This window comes from Flavobacterium sp. (genome assembly GCF_027484945.1).
Lineage (GTDB): Bacteria > Bacteroidota > Bacteroidia > Flavobacteriales > Flavobacteriaceae > Flavobacterium.
The window spans coordinates 1-16,934 of sequence record NZ_JAIXRZ010000017.1; the positions used below are offsets into that span (position 1 = coordinate 1).

At 36.3% G+C, this 16,934-nt stretch carries 18 protein-coding genes; 9 read left to right on the forward strand and 9 right to left on the reverse strand.

Going from position 1 to position 16,934, the window contains the following annotated elements; genetic code table 11:
* The 3 genes from Q0039_RS02405 to Q0039_RS02415 all read right to left on the reverse strand — a co-directional run.
* Positions 1 to 325: ATP-binding cassette domain-containing protein (locus Q0039_RS02405; protein ID WP_297508500.1), on the reverse strand; the 325-nt coding region annotated here is incomplete at its 3' end.
* A gap of 91 nt (positions 326 to 416) precedes the next feature.
* A complete protein-coding gene (locus tag Q0039_RS02410) occupies positions 417 to 1,736 on the reverse strand; it encodes a lipopolysaccharide core heptose(II) kinase RfaY (protein ID WP_297508503.1) in 1,320 nt (439 codons plus the stop codon).
* Positions 1,737 to 1,740: 4 nt separating this feature from the next.
* Complete coding sequence (locus Q0039_RS02415; protein ID WP_297508506.1) at positions 1,741 to 2,415, reverse strand: TetR family transcriptional regulator C-terminal domain-containing protein; 675 nt, start codon at positions 2,413 to 2,415, stop codon at positions 1,741 to 1,743.
* 286 nt (positions 2,416 to 2,701) lie between these two features.
* Here Q0039_RS02415 and htpG point away from each other — a divergent pair, with 286 nt between their 5' ends.
* Positions 2,702 to 4,585 carry a molecular chaperone HtpG gene (gene htpG / locus Q0039_RS02420; RefSeq protein WP_297508509.1) on the forward strand — a complete coding sequence of 628 codons (1,884 nt, stop codon included), beginning with the start codon at positions 2,702 to 2,704 and terminating at the stop codon, positions 4,583 to 4,585.
* Between the two features lie 123 nt (positions 4,586 to 4,708).
* Here htpG and Q0039_RS02425 read toward each other — a convergent pair whose 3' ends face one another.
* From Q0039_RS02425 to Q0039_RS02450, 6 genes are all read right to left on the reverse strand, one after another.
* Positions 4,709 to 5,668, reverse strand: a complete 960-nt coding sequence (locus Q0039_RS02425) for a sodium-dependent bicarbonate transport family permease (protein WP_297508512.1) — start codon at positions 5,666 to 5,668, stop codon at positions 4,709 to 4,711.
* A 2-nt stretch (positions 5,669 to 5,670) separates the two neighbouring features.
* Positions 5,671 to 6,633, reverse strand: coding sequence for an L-threonylcarbamoyladenylate synthase (locus Q0039_RS02430; RefSeq protein ID WP_297508514.1), 963 nt, complete (start codon positions 6,631 to 6,633; stop codon positions 5,671 to 5,673).
* 3 nt (positions 6,634 to 6,636) lie between these two features.
* Complete coding sequence (locus Q0039_RS02435) at positions 6,637 to 7,479, reverse strand: DUF6671 family protein (RefSeq protein ID WP_297508517.1); 843 nt, start codon at positions 7,477 to 7,479, stop codon at positions 6,637 to 6,639.
* Between the two features lie 225 nt (positions 7,480 to 7,704).
* Positions 7,705 to 7,950 (reverse strand): hypothetical protein, encoded by a 246-nt coding sequence (locus Q0039_RS02440; RefSeq protein ID WP_297508520.1) that lies wholly within the window; start codon positions 7,948 to 7,950, stop codon positions 7,705 to 7,707.
* 10 nt (positions 7,951 to 7,960) lie between these two features.
* Positions 7,961 to 9,397 (reverse strand): NADP-dependent isocitrate dehydrogenase, encoded by a 1,437-nt coding sequence (locus Q0039_RS02445; RefSeq protein WP_297508523.1) that lies wholly within the window; start codon positions 9,395 to 9,397, stop codon positions 7,961 to 7,963.
* Positions 9,398 to 9,486: 89 nt separating this feature from the next.
* Positions 9,487 to 10,101 (reverse strand): murein L,D-transpeptidase catalytic domain-containing protein, encoded by a 615-nt coding sequence (locus Q0039_RS02450; RefSeq protein WP_297508527.1) that lies wholly within the window; start codon positions 10,099 to 10,101, stop codon positions 9,487 to 9,489.
* Between the two features lie 93 nt (positions 10,102 to 10,194).
* On the opposite strand from Q0039_RS02450, the gene Q0039_RS02455 reads away from it, so the two are divergent.
* The 8 genes from Q0039_RS02455 to Q0039_RS02490 all read left to right on the forward strand — a co-directional run bounded on the left by Q0039_RS02455 (position 10,195) and on the right by Q0039_RS02490 (position 16,896).
* Entirely contained in the window at positions 10,195 to 11,592 is a 1,398-nt protein-coding gene (locus Q0039_RS02455) for a DUF1800 domain-containing protein (protein WP_297508529.1), read from the forward strand.
* 1 nt (position 11,593) lies between these two features.
* Positions 11,594 to 12,757 (forward strand): DUF1501 domain-containing protein, encoded by a 1,164-nt coding sequence (locus tag Q0039_RS02460; protein WP_297508532.1) that lies wholly within the window; start codon positions 11,594 to 11,596, stop codon positions 12,755 to 12,757.
* Positions 12,758 to 12,828: 71 nt separating this feature from the next.
* Positions 12,829 to 13,722: a DMT family transporter gene (locus Q0039_RS02465; RefSeq protein WP_297508535.1), complete on the forward strand. Its 894-nt coding sequence runs from the start codon at positions 12,829 to 12,831 to the stop codon at positions 13,720 to 13,722.
* Between the two features lie 34 nt (positions 13,723 to 13,756).
* Positions 13,757 to 14,359, forward strand: coding sequence for an alpha-ketoglutarate-dependent dioxygenase AlkB (locus tag Q0039_RS02470; protein ID WP_297508537.1), 603 nt, complete (start codon positions 13,757 to 13,759; stop codon positions 14,357 to 14,359).
* A gap of 28 nt (positions 14,360 to 14,387) precedes the next feature.
* Complete coding sequence (locus Q0039_RS02475) at positions 14,388 to 15,215, forward strand: sterol desaturase family protein (protein ID WP_297508541.1); 828 nt, start codon at positions 14,388 to 14,390, stop codon at positions 15,213 to 15,215.
* Between the two features lie 104 nt (positions 15,216 to 15,319).
* On the forward strand, positions 15,320 to 15,592 hold the full coding sequence (locus Q0039_RS02480) for a DUF2805 domain-containing protein (protein WP_297508544.1): 273 nt from the start codon (positions 15,320 to 15,322) through the stop codon (positions 15,590 to 15,592).
* A gap of 47 nt (positions 15,593 to 15,639) precedes the next feature.
* Positions 15,640 to 15,921, forward strand: a complete 282-nt coding sequence (locus tag Q0039_RS02485) for a TIGR03643 family protein (protein ID WP_297508547.1) — start codon at positions 15,640 to 15,642, stop codon at positions 15,919 to 15,921.
* A gap of 45 nt (positions 15,922 to 15,966) precedes the next feature.
* Entirely contained in the window at positions 15,967 to 16,896 is a 930-nt protein-coding gene (locus Q0039_RS02490) for an alpha/beta hydrolase (protein WP_297508550.1), read from the forward strand.
* The last annotated feature ends 38 nt before the right edge of the window (positions 16,897 to 16,934 follow it).

Sequence of the window (16,934 nt, forward strand, 5' to 3'; positions counted from 1 at the left end):
GCTCGGGATCAATGTTTGATAAATATTTACCTACATTTTCAGCAACAGTAATAAAGGGCATCAAATCAAAATCTTGCGCTAAATACTTCATGTATTCCATGCCTGGAATCAAATGGTATTTTGGTCCCAAAACTTCTTGATCGTTCCAAAATATTTGCCCCTCATCCAAATCATACAACCCGTAAATAAGTTGGAGCAACGTACTTTTCCCACAACCACTTTCTCCAATAACCGCTAAAGTTTTACCCTGTTCAAGCGAAAAAGATAGCGAATGAATTGTGGGTTGATCACGGTATGAAAATTGAATTTTACGAACATGTAACATAGTGCAAAAGTACGGACTAAATTCGATGAAAAACAACAAAGGTGATTGCTATGAATCACCTTTGTCAACCTAACCAATAAATAAACAAACATTACTTGCTTGTTTGCAAGTACTTTTCAAAATGACGTGTATGCACACGTGCTTTTAAATCGTGTAATAGATTATATAATCCAAAAAATGTGCGGTTGATATACAAAAAATGTTTGGAACCTCGATTTCCATTCATTTTTCGCAGTTGGGTATCTTTAGCGAACTCCTCCCCCATTGTGGCTATTTTTCCAAAAAAATCTTCATCTGAAAAATCAAAATAATCCGTGTGAAAAGGTTGGGTAAATAATCCCAACAACTCATGAAAGATTTTTGTAAAATAAACTACTTCTTCCGGACGATCATCGAAGCGTAAAATTTCTAATTCAAATAATTTTTCTTTAAAAACTAACGGATCGTTAATTTTATCTTTATCGGCCAGTTCAAAATAGGGCCTATAAAAATCGAGTGGTACTTGTTTAATACACCCAAAGTCAATTGCTACTAAATTCCCTTCTTTATCCACCAAAAAATTACCCGGATGGGGATCAGCATGAACCTGTTTTAACTGATGCATTTGAAACATATAAAAGTCCCAAAGCACCTGACCAATACGATCACCTAATTCCGCATCTTTATTTTGTAGTGAAAATTCGGATAAATGCAATCCATCAATCCACTCCATCGTTAAAATCTTGGAAGAAGAATATTCAGGAAAATAATTAGGGAAACGAAGGTTTTCAATAGCACTGCACAATTGTTTCATTTGCAAACTTTGCTGTAATTCCAAATCATAATCGGTTTCTTCCAGCAACTTGTCTTCGACTTCTTTAAAATACCTTTCTGAATCTTTGCCCTTTAGATTAAACATCCGAGTAGCAAAGGGTTTTACCAAGGCCAAATCCGAACTTATACTCTCCGCAACACCGGGGTATTGAATTTTCACAGCAAGATTTTTCCCATCCTTAGTTGCCTTGTGCACCTGACCAATACTAGCGGCGTTACTGGCATCGGGTGTAAACGTGTCGTATAAGTTTTCCGGATACTGACCTAAATATTTTTTAAACGTTTTTCGCACTAGAGGTGCCGATAGCGGTGGCACACTAAACTGCGATAACGAGAACTTATCTACATATTGTTGTGGCATAATACTTTTGTCCATACTCAACATTTGAGCAACTTTTAAAGCACTGCCTTTTAAATTTTTTAAACCGTCATAAATGTCCTCCGCATTATTTTCGTTGAGCTTGTCGCGACTTACGTTTGGATTGACAATCTTTTCACCATAATACGCTACATAATTGGTACCCACTTTGAGTCCAGTTTTCACCAACTGACTCGCCCGTTCAATTTTTCCGGTAGGTATTTTATCAAGCGTCTTCATTTAATTAATTTCTGTTTTCTTTCCACAAAAACTTACCTAAATCTAACAACCGCTCTAAAGGTTGCGAATGGGTTAAATCCATTGCGGTATTAATTGATTTTTCAATCAGAACATCGGTTTTCTCGAAACCTTTTGAGGTATCTTCAATCCAAAATTTCAATACCATTAAAAAATTAACCCAATATCCTTCAGCTAAAACAGGCTTTGAAACTTTTGTCCAACTATTTTCACAGGTTGTATCAGTAGTAGAATCCAACATTGTTTCGATAAATTCTTTAAAACGAGAACGCATTCCTTTGAGAGTACTTCCGTTTTTTAAAGCATTTTGGTGGCCTTCAAATTGAAACAAAATATAACTTCGATTCAATGTGAACAACTCAAATAAAGTAAAATATAAAGTCAATAATTTATCGCGATTACTATATGTAGCATAGGCCTGATCCATTTGCATAGTAGCTACTGCATGGTCAAAGAATTGAATCCAAATCGCTTCTTTTAAGGCTCGAATTGACCCAAAGTGAATGTAAAAATCAGACTCTTGAATCGCATTTTCTTTACAAAAAAGATATACATTTTTGGGTTCCATATTGTTTGATACCACCGAATCCATATATAAAGCAATCAATCGTTGGTCATCGACGGGATCTTTTTTTCTTCGTTTCTGAGTTGTGGACTCCATGATCTGCGTATTTGATGTAAAGATAATAATTGTTTAACCTTTTAATCAAAAAACTAAACAAAAATATTTGTTAATTTTTAATTTCAAAAAAAGTGACGCTACAAAAAGATCTATTTTCAACCTAACCGTTTCTATTTGAGATCATACATGGCTTAATCAATTTAAGGGTAGCCAATTTTAAAACGTATGTATACATTCGTGTAGCGACAATTTGTCAGTTTTATTTGAAATGGTACTTTCTTTGTTATGTCCCTATGAAAAATTGTATAACTTAATTATAAATACTATGGCAACCGGAAAAATTAATGTCTCAGTAGAGAACATCTTCCCGTTAATCAAAAAATTTCTTTATAGTGACCACGAGATTTTCCTTCGTGAATTGGTATCCAATGCCACTGATGCAACATTAAAACTCAAACACCTTACCGGTATAGGCGAGGCCAATGTAGAATATGGTTTTCCTATTATAGAGGTAAAAATTGACAAAGAAGCTAAAAAACTGCATATCATTGACCAAGGCTTAGGGATGACGGCAGATGAAGTAGAAAAATATATCAACCAGGTTGCTTTCTCGGGAGCTGAAGAATTTTTGGAGAAGTATAAGGATGGAGCAAAAGACGCAGGTATTATAGGGCATTTCGGTCTCGGATTCTATTCGGCATTCATGGTAGCTGAAAAAGTAGAAATCATTACGAAATCTTTCAAAGATGAACCGGCGGCTCATTGGACATGTGATGGTAGTCCGGAATTCACTTTGGTACCCCACGATAAAACCGAACGTGGAACTGAAATCATTTTACATATTGCTGAAGATGCTGTCGAGTTTTTGGAAGAACACCGCATTGGGGAATTGTTGCGTAAATACAACAAATTCATGCCTATTCCAATCAAATTTGGTACACGTAAAGAAGCATTACCCAAACCTGAAGATGCTGGCGACGACTACCAAACAGAATACATGGAGGTAGATCATATTATCAATAATCCAGAACCGGCTTGGACCAAGCAACCTACCGACTTAGAAGATGAGGATTACCAAAAATTCTACAGGGAATTGTACCCAATGCAATTTGAAGATCCATTATTTCATATTCATTTGAATGTTGATTATCCTTTCAATTTGACCGGAATTTTATATTTCCCAAAAATGTCTCAAGAGGTACAAATGCAAAAGGATAAAATCCAATTGTACCAAAACCAAGTTTTTGTTACCGATAATGTAGAGGGAATTGTTCCCGAATTTTTGGGCATGCTTCGCGGTGTTATTGACTCACCCGATATTCCACTAAACGTATCGCGCTCTTACCTTCAAGCCGATGGAAATGTAAAAAAAATATCCAATTACATTACGCGTAAAGTAGCCGATAAACTGAAAGCATTGTTCAATGAAAATCGGGAAGATTTTGAACAAAAATGGAACGATATTAAAATCGTTTTGGAATACGGTATGTTAACTGAACCCAAGTTTTATGAAAAAGCGGGCGATTTTGTATTGTATCCAACCGTTGACGGCACCTATTTTACGCTTGCAGAATTGAAAGAAGCCATTCAAGATGTGCAAACCGACAAAAACGGCAAACTGGTAGTCTTATATGCATCCAATAAAGAACAACAACACAGTTATATTGATATCGCTAAAGAAAAAGGATACCAAGTTGTTTTGTTGGATTCACCTATTGTTTCGCATTTGATTCAGAAATTAGAAGCCGACAATGAAAAACTTACATTTGTTCGAGTAGATGCTGATCACATCGATAAATTAATCGAAAAAGAAGACACTACACCTTCTAAACTTTCCGATGAAGAGCGCGAACAATTAAAAGGGATTGTTGAAAATCATGTGCCAAAAACCAATTATACAGTTCAGGTTGAAGCGATGGAAAGCACTACGGTTCCGTTTATGATTACCCAGCCGGAATTTATGCGTCGAATGAAAGAAATGAGCCAAACAGGCGGAGGTGGAATGATGGGCTTTGGCAACTTCCCAGAAATGTATAATTTGGTTATTAATTCCAATGCTGAATTGGCTTCAAAACTAATTCAAGCCGATGCCGAAACGCAAGAAGCATTGGTTAAACAAGCGCTTGATTTGGCCAAAATAGCACAAGGATTATTAAAAGGAGAAGAATTGACCGCTTTTGTAAAACGCAGTTTTGAATTAATTCAATAAATGTATTAAGCATTTAGAATAAAAAAATCATATCACTTTAAAATAAAGAAATCCCGAATAAATCGGGATTTCTCATTTGACAGCATAGCTGTCCATTCTAACCAAACATAGTATTGAAAAAAATCAATTACTCAAAACAATAGATAAAAACAACGGCATCCCTAAAGTGATGTTAAAAGGGAATGTAATGGCCAACGCCATGGGTAAAAACAAACCCGGATTAGCTTTAGGAACCGCAATTTTCATTGCCGCTGGAACGGCGATATAAGAGGCACTTGCCGCTAAAATTGCCAACATAAATCGGTTACCAATTTCTTCTACAAAAAGGCCTGAAAAAAAGGCTAAACAACAGCCATTAATAAGTGGAATAAAAAGCGAAAATAAAAGGGCGAATTTTCCATTTTTAAAAAAATCATTCAACTTTTCGCCACTACTAATTCCCATATCCAAAAGAAAAACAGCTAAAAACCCTTTAAACAAATCATTCGTAAAAGGTTTGATTCCTTGTGCTTGTTCTTCATTGGCTAAAAATCCGATACACAAGCTACCTAATATCAAAAGAACACTTCCATTTGTAAGGGAATGTCTGATGATATTAAGTACTTTTGGTCCTTCTTTATCGGGGGCAAAAAGGCGAATCATACTAACACCAACTATAATGGCTGGCACCTCCATAATGGCCATAACAGCAACCATATAACCATTAAAATGATACCCTAACATTTCTAAAAAACTTCCAGCAGTTACAAAAGTTACCGCACTTACTGAACCATACGAAGCCGCTATTGCTCCTGAATCGTATACCGAAAAATTTCGTTTTAGGATAAAAAAAGTATAAATTGGAATAAGAAAAGCGGAGAGTGACCCAAGTAAAACCGCTCCCATGATTTCATGATTAAACGTACTGTGGGATAGTTCTTGGCCACCTTTAAATCCGATAGAAAACAATAAATAAATTGAAATGAATTTTGAGGAATTCTGCGGAATTCTCAAGTCACTTTTAAGTTGAACCGCAATAATCCCAAGCAAGAAAAATAATAATGCTGGATTGGTTAGATTATCAAAAAGTAAATGCAAATCCATATTTATTGTATTGAAGCACGGTTAAGACGATCATTAATTGTTTTGCCTAAACCTTCTTCTGGAAATTTTTGTATAAGCATCACATCAAATTGCATACGGTCAATTGAAAATAAGGTTGCATAGAGCTGTTGCGCAACTGCTTCCCAATTTTCATTGATTTCCCATAAAAATAATTGACAATTTTCAGGAAGATTTTGTATGGGAAAATACGATAATACTGCTATTCTTTGAGTTGTATCTTCGCCATATAAAGTGAGTGTACTTTCAAGGTCTTCAGTTAAAACCACTGGGGTATTGGGTGCATAATGTTTAGGGAATCTACCCGGTGTAAAAAATACTTTATCGGGTTTTCCTTCATATAATACATCACCGACAACAGCTGTAATAGCCTCTAAGGATAAAGCGCCCAATCGGTAAACTTTAACCTGATTATTCTCAAATCCAACGATAGTCGATTCCAATCCCGAAGAACAAGGACCTCCATTTAAAACAAAAACAGCATCTTCTTTAAAATAATGATCAACCATTTGAGCGGTAGTTGGACTAATTTTTGAAAAGGGATTTGCACTGGGAGCGGCCAATGGAAAACCACATTCTCTAATTAAATCTAAGGTCAACGCATGATTCGGCATACGTATACCTACAAACGGACTTTCTCCAGTGACCCACTCCGGAACGCTATCATTTTTGGGTAGTAAAACCGTTAATGGCCCCGGCCAAAAATGAGCCATTAATGTGTAGATTGGATCAGGTATTGCATTCACTAACGCTTCACATTGAGCTATAGAATCAACATGAACAATCAAAGGACTACTCTTTGGGCGTTTTTTCAAATGATAAATTTTCTGTACCGCTTTCTCACTGTAAATATTAGCTGCCAATCCATAAACCGTTTCCGTTGGAATGGCTACAACATCTTCATTTACAAGATATAATTTAGCTATTTGTATTTCGGAGGTATGCATGAGTTAGGGGTTACAATAGTCACAAAATTGAGGATCTTCTACTTTTTTATCCAATGGATAGAAATCTTTTTGTTCAAAGGTACAAACACTACAGCTTCTGAGTGCATACAAAGGGGAACGTGTGGGTTGTTTACACCATAAACACGGCAAACCCGATTCCATTTTAACAATTGAAAAACCCGGTGCTGCACATTGAGGACAGAGCGACCGTATATTTTCAATCAAATTTTCAGTTGCATGGGCTATCGCTTGCATTCGTTTTGGATTGTATAAAGCACGCATATCCGTTTCTGCATACACTGAATCAAAGTGCTTTTTTAAATAATAAAAGTGTTCCCATAGAGAATCAACAGAAGTAATCCCTTTAAAAATAGGATGATAACTTTGTGCGTCTTTCCTTAAAATCAATCCGTGTGAAGGAAATCCGATTTGCTCCATAAATTGTTCCATAGCTTCTTCATCCTTTATTTCGGAAGCTGAAAAATTGGTATTCGGTGTCCAATATGAGCCCGAATATTCAGTATTGTTTTGCACATCCTTTAGCAGTACCATTTCATAATTTGCAGGCAAAAACGGACTGGAAGGATGCGCACCGAAAGACCCTTCGCTAGCAAGTACCAAATCAACAGGATTCTCTTTCATAGCGAGAATGCACTTGGCGCGAAGGGTAGAAAGCACATCGCCGGTTCGAGCAATTTCACCAGAAAATGTACCTAAACTATCGGTGTTTATTTTTGTAGGGACAAAGCATTCGACTTTTAAACCCTGTTCAAGAATAGGAGCAATAACACGTTCTTTCTGATGTGCCGTAGCAATGAGTAATTTTCTACCTAAAAAAGCATTCATAATTAACGTACATTTGAAAACCGATGTAAATCATATCCATTTATCAGAACAATTTACGAATTTTAAAAAAGCGGTATATTATGCAAAGTTACCTATTATGCTTTTATTCGTTTTAATTACTGCTGTACAAAATCAGTTTGCTCTTCATCTTTCCTATTCACTATCAATTCTTTTTTTAAAAACCTTTGTTTTAAAACCTTTAGTTAACTACAAGTTTAAAATCTATTATATAGAAACGTGTAGCGATGCTTTTACATGAGAAGGTGATTCCTTTTGCTGTAACTGCTGTGTAAACTGCTGCAGTTGTGCTTGTAAATCTTTGATGCACTTTTCACGAAATTTGATATCCTCTTCAGACAAAACAGTAGCAATTTTACGCTCATGAAATTTGATTTGAAGGGCTACCAGCTCGCGAACCATTGCTACGCATTCCTTAGCATCAAACCGACCTTGAAATAAATCGAGTTCCATAGGTTTACTTTTATTGTCCTTGACCTAATGAGAAAGCGGGTTCGCCATCAAAATGATACAAGTTTTCGGTTTTTATCACATCCAATTCCAATGCATTTGCCTTTTGTAGTAATTGAATGATTTTTACTTTACTCATTTCTGCACTCGTAGAAGATTTAAAACGACATCTCCAGTGATCGGTACAAAAAGTTTCAGAAAATCCCTCAGGCCATACTTTTATACCGCGATTGGTTATCATGGTCAAGTTCATATCGGGATCCGAAAGTAAGTTCACTTTTTTTGCGAGCTCATCGGGCTGATCTCCCGACCAATGCACGAATAAATCAACTCCATGCAACGTTTTTGACTTGGCAACTGGACGTTTGTATTTTGGTAATTGCATCGGTTTGGACTCACCATAAGTAACGGATTTTAACACTTGGGGCTGTTGACCTAATCGTTCGATTATAGCGGCAGCAAAAGCTTGTGTGCCCACTTTTTGCGAACTAATCCCTTCCTTGTGTATGTCATACGTATGAATACCATCTTCTATGGTTTTTAACCATGCATTTTGTATTTTTTCGGCAACATCATTTTGACCGATATGTTGCAACATCATGATTGCACCCTGCAACAAACCCGATGGATTGGCCATATCTTGCCCAGCACGTCGCGGAGCTGAACCATGAATCGCTTCAAACATCGCACATTGTTCTCCAATATTAGCAGAACCTGCCATACCTACCGATCCAGCAATTTGAGCCGCTACATCGGATAAGACATCACCATATAAATTTAGGGTAACAATTACATCAAATGCTTCGGGAGTATCGGCCAATTTGGCTGCTCCGATATCAATTATCCAATGCTCATTTTCGATTTCTGGATACTCCACCGCAATTTCATCAAATACTTTATGAAATAATCCATCGGATTGCTTCATTATGTTATCCTTCGTGAAGCATGTTACTTTTTTACGTCCAAAGGCACGAGCATATTCAAATGCATAACGGATTATTTTTTCACAACCTGGACGACTTATTAACTTTAAACATTGAACGACTTCATCGGTTTGCTGGTGTTCAATACCCGCATACAAATCTTCTTCATTTTCGCGTATAATCACTAAATCCATTTGCGGGTGCTTTGTGGTTACATACGGACTCAAAGCCAAACAGGGTCTAACATTGGAATACAAACCCAAAAACTTCCGAGTGGTTACATTCAAACTCTTATATCCGCCACCTTGAGGTGTTGTTATTGGGGCTTTTAAAAATATTTTATTTTGACGAATCGTATCCCATGATGTAGCGGCAATACCGGCTGTGTTTCCCGATAAATAGACTTTTTCACCAACTTCTATCTCGTCATATTCCAATGCTGCACCGGCAGCTTTTAAAATGGATAATGTAGCGTCCATGATTTCTGGACCAATTCCATCTCCTTTTGCAATAGTAATTCTTGTCATTGTTTTTGATTTAGCTTTACAAATTTGCACAAATTAATTCATATATTATTATTTATGTTTTAAATAATATCAATAAAATATTATTTATATCATTCAATTATCCATAACAAAACTGGTTTCTTTGTTGCTTGTAATTGTTGATCTAATTTACGCATGAATGCATCGGAAACAGCGGGACATCCCCAGCTCAATGGACTCACGCGAGGATAAATCTCATGATTAGAGACCGCACTCCAAGAATGTAATACTACCATTCGATCTACAGCCGATTGGTTCTGAACTTCCAATCCATGTAACCAATATTTAACATTAATACCCCAAGAACTGTAATCCCGTTTCCCAATCTTAAATTTACCTTTCATACTGCAATGACTGTCTTTGCGGGTATCAAATTTGGGTTTTTCCCATTGATCAGGATTGGCTTCAAAAACATCACAACTGCCATGGGTCACAATATTTTTGTGTGTAATAACCTTCTTTTTAAAATCATATATAAAAAAGCGAAACCTACCTGGATGGATACTTAAGTCTATTAAATAATAAAAATCGGTAGCGTATCCATTCATTTCACAAAAGGAACGAGCCTCTTGGTGATTTTTAGCATACGACTTTGCGGGTGATGGAAGTTGGATATTTTTCGTGGAATGACCAATATTACAACAAATTAAGAGTAAGACAATAGTAAAAAAAAGTGAATTTCTCATCATATCAAGTTTAGTACTATGTATTAACTTCATTTTTAAAAATTTATTTAAACCTTTCTTGTTAAAATTTGTCCAATTGAAAAACAAACCCCTATGGAACTCCAAAATCTATGGTCACTTCGTCTCGGATTTTCGAATCGACAAGCTAGTAAAATCAAAGCTTTGGGGATTGAAAAATATTTGACAAATGCCTTTGCTGCACCTTTTTCAAAAACAGAACCTAGTTGCCTTAAAGAGGATCCAAAATCACTACAAGAACTTCGGGAAAAAAGACAACAATTCAAAAACGGTCAAAGTGAAGAAGCAAAAAAATTAATCAAAAAGCAAATCCAAAAAGAGGGTGAACTCAAACAATGGTGGTTAAATGAAATTATACAGGCTGATTATCCACTACGCGAAAAAATGGTTCTTTTTTGGCACAATCATTTTGTTGCCTCAAGTCAAAAAGTTAAAGTGAATTGGTGGATTTATCAACATAATCAACTCCTTCGTGAAATGGCTTTTGGGAATTTTAAAACCCTCACAAAGGCCGTTATCCAAACCAATGCTATGGTTCGTTATTTAGATAATGTTGACAACAAACGGGGAGAAATAAATGAAAATTTGAGTCGGGAACTGCTCGAACTTTTCACTTTGGGTATTGGAAATTATACTGAAGACGACATTAAAAATGGCGCCAAAGCTCTCGCAGGCTTAACCATAGGGGAGCAACAAGCAATGTATCGACCGCGAATTGAAGATAATGACAGCATTACTTATTTGGGGAAAACAGGGCATTTTAAAGCCGATGATTTGGTGGACAACATTTTTGAACAACCTAAAATACCTTATTTAATCACGCGTAAAATCTTACAATGGTTTATTTATGATGAACCAACAACTGCTTTAGTCACATATTATGGGGATTATTTTCGAAAAGTGAACTTTGAAATTCAACCTTTATTGATAAAAATTTTCACCGAAGAATACGCCAAACCAAATGCCGGAAGTAAAATTAAAAATCCGTTAGAATTTATTATCCAACTTCATGATGAACTCGAAATAAAGGAACCGTCCTTACCTGTTTTAGTTTTCTTTCTAAAGCAGCAAGGTATGGATTTATTGAATCCACCCAATGTAAAAGGTTGGGTAGGCGGTACCAATTGGCTTACATCTCAAATTTATTTACAACGCCAAAATAGCTGTGACTTATTGTGTAGTGGGCTAATGATTAATCGAAGAATGTTTAAAGATGTAACTGAAAATAGTGAAGTCCCAAAAATGAATATGGAAAAACTACCGATTAAAATTGATTTCACACCTTCGGATTCTAATATAAAAATTATCCATAAACTAAGTAATAGACTGCTTTTTCATATTGGTCCTGATCTCCAAAAAGATATGGAAACGGTTTTAAAATATGATTTTGATGGCCAAAGTGCTAGTGCTCAAAATGCCGTACTTCGGTTATTCAACTATATGGTAAAAACCCCCGAATTTCAATTGATATAAGATGAATCGTAGAAACTTTTTAAGCTTAACGGGAACGTTTACAAGCGGACTTTTAATCGTTCCTGATATTTTACATAAATTAGGCACACATACTTCGGGAGTAGTGGCTGACTCATGTGTAGTTTTCATTCAATTAAATGGCGGAAATGATGGTCTCAATACATTTATACCGTATGATGATCCTTTGTATTATGAGTACCGTCGCAATGTGGGAATTCCAAAAAGTGAAATTATAGGTAAAAATGCGGGAATGGGCTGGCATCCTGCTTTGAAAAACTGGGCAGCCATCCAACAAAATGGTGATTTGTGCGTGGTGCAAAACGTGGGTTATCCCGACCCGAATCGTTCGCATTTTCGAAGTCAAGAAATTTGGCAAACGGCATCGGATTCGCAACAATATTTGAATGAAGGTTGGTTGGGACGTTACTTGGACATCCATTACAAAGAGCATCATCCAACGGGAGGGGTCAATTTGGATAGTATTGATAATTTAGCATTAAAAGGGAAAGAGCCAAATGCCATAACCATAAAAGACCCTGATCGCTTTCGGAGTAAAAATGAAACGGAAGCCACCAAACTATCCGATAATCCACAATTGGACTTTGTTCGTAAAATTGCGCATTCGATCACAGAAGGCGCTGAAGAAATCCGGAAAGCTTTGGATCAATCGACTACTGAAATCAGTTATCCCAAAAGTGCATTAGGTAAAAATTTAGAATGGATAGCACGTTTGATTAAAGGGAATTTACATTCCAATGTCTATTACACTAGTCATAATGGATTTGATACCCATGACAATCAATTGACAGTTCATAAAAACAAATTAGGAGAATTGAATGAAGCCGTTTTTGCATTTTATCAAGAAATCAAAAAAGCGGGATTATTATCACAAGTTACTATTGTTGTCTTTTCAGAGTTTGGTCGTCGGGTCAAGGATAATGGAAATGGAACCGATCATGGCACGGCGGCACCTCTTTTTATCATTGGTGGAAAGACTACTGGAAAAGTAATCGGGAAGAATCCGAATTTGGAGCAATTAATCCAAGGTGATTTACAACACGAAATTGATTTCCGAAGTGTTTATGCTCGATTATTAGAACAAAAACTCGCCTTTAATCCAAACCAAATTGGCATTACACAATCGCCATTAACAGGAATTTTTTAGCATTCAAGTTGGAATCTTGGTGATTTGAAAAGTTAAGGTGTATCTTTGCCGGCTTTTCAAAATTAAAAACAATGTCAAACACCAATCTTTTTAAAGGAATTGTTTATGTCGGACTAGGTGCTTCAAGTTATGGCATGTTAGCTACGTTTGTAAAAGTGGCCTATATGGAAAAGTATACCACAGCAGAAGTAACCGTATCTCAATTTATTTATGGAATAATTGGGATGCTCTTAATCAATATCTTCACAAAATACAAGGCAAATAATTCAGTAGAAAAAGCTACTCCAAAAAACATACTACAGCTACTTTTGGCAGGTACTTCTATGGGATTAACAAGTGTATTCTACTATGTATCGGTTCGATATATTTCGGTTTCCATCGCGATAATATTGTTAATGCAATCGGTTTGGATGGGTGTTTTGGCAGAATGGATACTAACAAAAAAGACTCCATCCATTCAAAAACTTATTTCCGTCCTTATTGTATTGACGGGAACTATTTTAGCAACCAATAGTCTTAATCAAAATACAACAATCGATTGGAACGGAATAGGCTGGGGCTTAATGGCGGCGGCTTCTTTTACAACTACCCTGTTTACAGCTAATCGAGTGGCAGTTGGAATTTCTTCTGTGCAACGCAGTTTGTACATGTTAATTGGTGGAGCGGTTATTGTTTTTGGCTTTGCGCTTTTAACTCAAAACACACCCTTTAATTTTTCTATTTTTTTAAAATGGGGTATTTTTTTGGCACTTTTTGGCACCATAATTCCTCCTATCTTGATGAATGCCGGATTTCCAATTACAGGAATTGGATTAGGAAGCATTATATCAGCTTTAGAACTTCCCGTTTCCGTAATGATGGCTTATATAATTTTAAATGAAAGAATTGCTGTTATTCAGTGGATTGGTATTGCGTTGATTCTTTTTGCCATTTTTTTAATGAATATTCATTCAAAAAAAGTTTAATTGGATACAAAAGATAGACTCCCTAATTTTGCGTATGTCGCTTTTCCAATCACATGAACCGATACGATTTGATGTTCCCGATGCAGAAATAATTTTGTATCCACACTTTATTGCATTTGAACAAGCACTTGTTTTTTTTGAAAAATTAAAACAAGACGTGCCTTGGCAACAGGATTCCATTACCGTTTATGGAAAAACCTATCCCCAACCGCGGCTAACGGCTTTGTTTGGAAATGAAGGAAAACCCTATGCCTATTCAACTATTGTGATGCAACCCCACCCGTGGAACCCCTTATTGACTTTTATAAAAGAGTCCGTTGAATCGGTTTGTCACGAACGATTTACAACCGTACTACTCAATTTATATCGAAATGGTCAAGACAGTAATGGTTGGCATGCAGACAATGAACGTGAATTGGGTCGAAACCCTGTGATTGCCTCTTTGAGTTTGGGGGCGGAACGAATGTTCCATTTGCAACATAATACCTATAAAGATTCCAAACTTAAAATCAATCTAACACCCGGAAGTTTACTTCTAATGCGCGGAACTACGCAGCATTTTTGGAAACACCAAGTTCCAAAAACTTCTCAATTAGTAGGACCTCGAATAAATCTAACCTTTCGACTATTGAAATAATTTGTACTTTTGAGTAAATCCCTTAGTTATGAATGAAATTATCGCTTATTTTGAGAACATACCTTCGCAACATCGAGCCGCAATACTAGCGGGAGGAATTGCATTTTTTTGGCTATTCGAAAGTGCATTCCCCTTTTTTAAGTTTCAATACAACAAATGGCAACATGCAGGCATTAATCTTTTTTTTACGTTCACAACGATTGTAATTAATTTTTTATTGGCTTTTATCCTTTTATATGCCGCTAATTGGGCAGACGAACATGATTTTGGCTTGTTAAATTGGCTTCCCGAAATGCCAATTGTAATGTATAGTTTAGTTGGGCTACTGGTCTTGGATTTAGTCGGAGCCTATGCCGTTCATTATGTAGAACACCGCTGGTATCCCCTTTGGCGCTTCCATTTAATCCACCACACCGATACATTTGTAGATACTACCTCAGCCAACCGCCATCATCCCGGCGAAAGCGTCATTCGTTTTATATTTACCACAATTGGAGTACTCCTTGTTGGTAGTCCGATGTGGTTGGTTTTTGCCTATCAAACCCTCTCTGTAATCTTCACCCAATTCAATCATGCCAATATCGTATTGCCGCGCAAATTGGATCTAGTGCTCAGCTATTTTATAGTTTCGCCAGATATGCATAAAATTCATCACCATTACCAACTCCCCTATACCGATAGCAACTATGGTAATATTTTTTCGATTTGGGATCGTCTTTTTGGAACCTATCGCTATAAAAATCGGAATGAACTTATTTACGGTATTGACACCCATAGCGATCCAAAGGAAAATAACGCCTTGGGAAATTTATTGAAAATTCCATTTCAACCTATTCGTAAACCCGATTCGGTATAATTTTTTTGTTTCCATTTTTTTGATTTTATTTTTTTTAGTAATATTGAAATACCATTTTTTATAAAATAAAGAAACGATAAACGTTAAATTGTACTTTTCGACTAATGAAAAAAAGTAAAAGAGTAGAACTTAGCCCTGAGCAAATCGAACGTGTAGTCACTATGGCTCAGGAGGAACGCAAACCTTTTGAAGTTTTAAAAGCAGAATTTGGCTTAGCTGAAGGTGACGTTACAGAACTCATGCGTAAACAACTATCTAAAGACAACTTTGAATTGTGGAAAAAGAAAGCTTCATCGAGTAAACCGAAGCCACGCCCCATGAATGATCCATTTGATGACGATTTAGATAGTAAATACTACATTCGAAACAAAATTTAACGCTTATTTAGCAAGCGTTTTTTTATTTCTGTGCGATTTTTGTAGTAATGAAAACAAACAATCTCTCCTTCGAACAAATTGACCGCATTATTGAAATGGCTTGGGAAGACCGAACGCCTTTTGAAGCCATTAAATTTCAATTTGGATTATCAGAGCAAGATACCATCAACTTAATGCGAAAGGAAATGAAAGCTTCTAGTTTTCGTATGTGGCGCAAACGTGTTCAAGGTAGAGCCACCAAACATGCCCAAAAACGCGTGACCGGAATCGATCGTTTTAAGTGTACCTTACAACGACAAATCACGGGAAATAAAATTTCCAAAAGGTAGTTTCCATTGGGAAATTTCATACTTTCGATGCGTAATTTTCTTCCTATGAAAGCATTTTTGCTAGTTATCTATTGTTGTTTTGCAATCCCAGTATTTAGTCAAACCAATTATTCAACCCAAGAAATCGAAGTCAATTCTTTAATAAAAGGAAACTTACTTACCCCTACTACAGGTTCTAAAACGTTGCTTATACTGATAGCCGGTTCGGGTCCGACTAACCGCAATGGCAACCAACCTGGAGTTGTAACCAATTGTTATAAATTTTTAGGTCAACAATTAGCCCAAAATGGTATCGCTTTTTTTAGCTATGACAAACGCATTATAGCGCAAATGATTAACAAAACTGTAGACGAAAGTAGCCTTCGCTTTGAGGATATGGTTACTGATGCTGTCGCTGTTTTAAATTATTTTAAAAAAGAAAACACGTATACACGAATTGTCATTGCGGGACATAGTGAGGGTTCGTTGATTGGTCTATTGGCTGCGCAACAAGGCGTGCAGGGATTTGTCTCGTTATCTGGACCCGGACGACCCGCAGATGAAGTTTTAGCCGAACAATTAGCGCGTGAAAAACCCGAAATGTATTCATCCATTAAACAATGTATCGACGCGATGAAACTATCGGGAAAATGGCAATGCGATACACCCCTGAAAAATGCGGCATTACTATTTAGACCTAGTGTAATTCCTTATTTAAACTCATGGTTTCAGTACAATCCCGCAGTCGAAATTCAAAAATTAAAAATACCTGTTCTAATAATTAATGGCGATAAAGATTTACAAGTTGCGGTAACTGATGCCGAACTTTTAAAAAAAGCCGCACCAACAGCACAAATTAGTATTATTCCCAACATGAATCATGTATTAAAAATCACACCAACCGAGGAAGAGAACAGAAAATCATATACCGATGGAAACCTACCCATTGCACCTACATTATCTTCAATTATCACACAATTTGTCAATCAATTGTAACGAAAAAGAAACTCCAACTACTTATGCATTATAATTTA

Excerpts from the sequence above, each read along its gene's own strand:
- Q0039_RS02410 (WP_297508503.1), bottom strand. The coding sequence starts at position 1,736 with ATGAAGACGCTTGATAAAATACCTACCGGAAAAATTGAACGGGCGAGT.
- Q0039_RS02415 (WP_297508506.1), bottom strand. The coding sequence starts at position 2,415 with ATGGAGTCCACAACTCAGAAACGAAGAAAAAAAGATCCCGTCGATGAC.
- htpG (WP_297508509.1), top strand. The coding sequence starts at position 2,702 with ATGGCAACCGGAAAAATTAATGTCTCAGTAGAGAACATCTTCCCGTTA.
- Q0039_RS02425 (WP_297508512.1), bottom strand. The coding sequence starts at position 5,668 with ATGGATTTGCATTTACTTTTTGATAATCTAACCAATCCAGCATTATTA.
- Q0039_RS02430 (WP_297508514.1), bottom strand. The coding sequence starts at position 6,633 with ATGCATACCTCCGAAATACAAATAGCTAAATTATATCTTGTAAATGAA.
- Q0039_RS02435 (WP_297508517.1), bottom strand. The coding sequence starts at position 7,479 with ATGAATGCTTTTTTAGGTAGAAAATTACTCATTGCTACGGCACATCAG.
- Q0039_RS02440 (WP_297508520.1), bottom strand. The coding sequence starts at position 7,950 with ATGGAACTCGATTTATTTCAAGGTCGGTTTGATGCTAAGGAATGCGTA.
- Q0039_RS02445 (WP_297508523.1), bottom strand. The coding sequence starts at position 9,397 with ATGACAAGAATTACTATTGCAAAAGGAGATGGAATTGGTCCAGAAATC.
- Q0039_RS02450 (WP_297508527.1), bottom strand. The coding sequence starts at position 10,101 with ATGAGAAATTCACTTTTTTTTACTATTGTCTTACTCTTAATTTGTTGT.
- Q0039_RS02455 (WP_297508529.1), top strand. The coding sequence starts at position 10,195 with ATGGAACTCCAAAATCTATGGTCACTTCGTCTCGGATTTTCGAATCGA.
- Q0039_RS02460 (WP_297508532.1), top strand. The coding sequence starts at position 11,594 with ATGAATCGTAGAAACTTTTTAAGCTTAACGGGAACGTTTACAAGCGGA.
- Q0039_RS02465 (WP_297508535.1), top strand. The coding sequence starts at position 12,829 with ATGTCAAACACCAATCTTTTTAAAGGAATTGTTTATGTCGGACTAGGT.
- Q0039_RS02470 (WP_297508537.1), top strand. The coding sequence starts at position 13,757 with ATGTCGCTTTTCCAATCACATGAACCGATACGATTTGATGTTCCCGAT.
- Q0039_RS02475 (WP_297508541.1), top strand. The coding sequence starts at position 14,388 with ATGAATGAAATTATCGCTTATTTTGAGAACATACCTTCGCAACATCGA.
- Q0039_RS02480 (WP_297508544.1), top strand. The coding sequence starts at position 15,320 with ATGAAAAAAAGTAAAAGAGTAGAACTTAGCCCTGAGCAAATCGAACGT.
- Q0039_RS02485 (WP_297508547.1), top strand. The coding sequence starts at position 15,640 with ATGAAAACAAACAATCTCTCCTTCGAACAAATTGACCGCATTATTGAA.
- Q0039_RS02490 (WP_297508550.1), top strand. The coding sequence starts at position 15,967 with ATGAAAGCATTTTTGCTAGTTATCTATTGTTGTTTTGCAATCCCAGTA.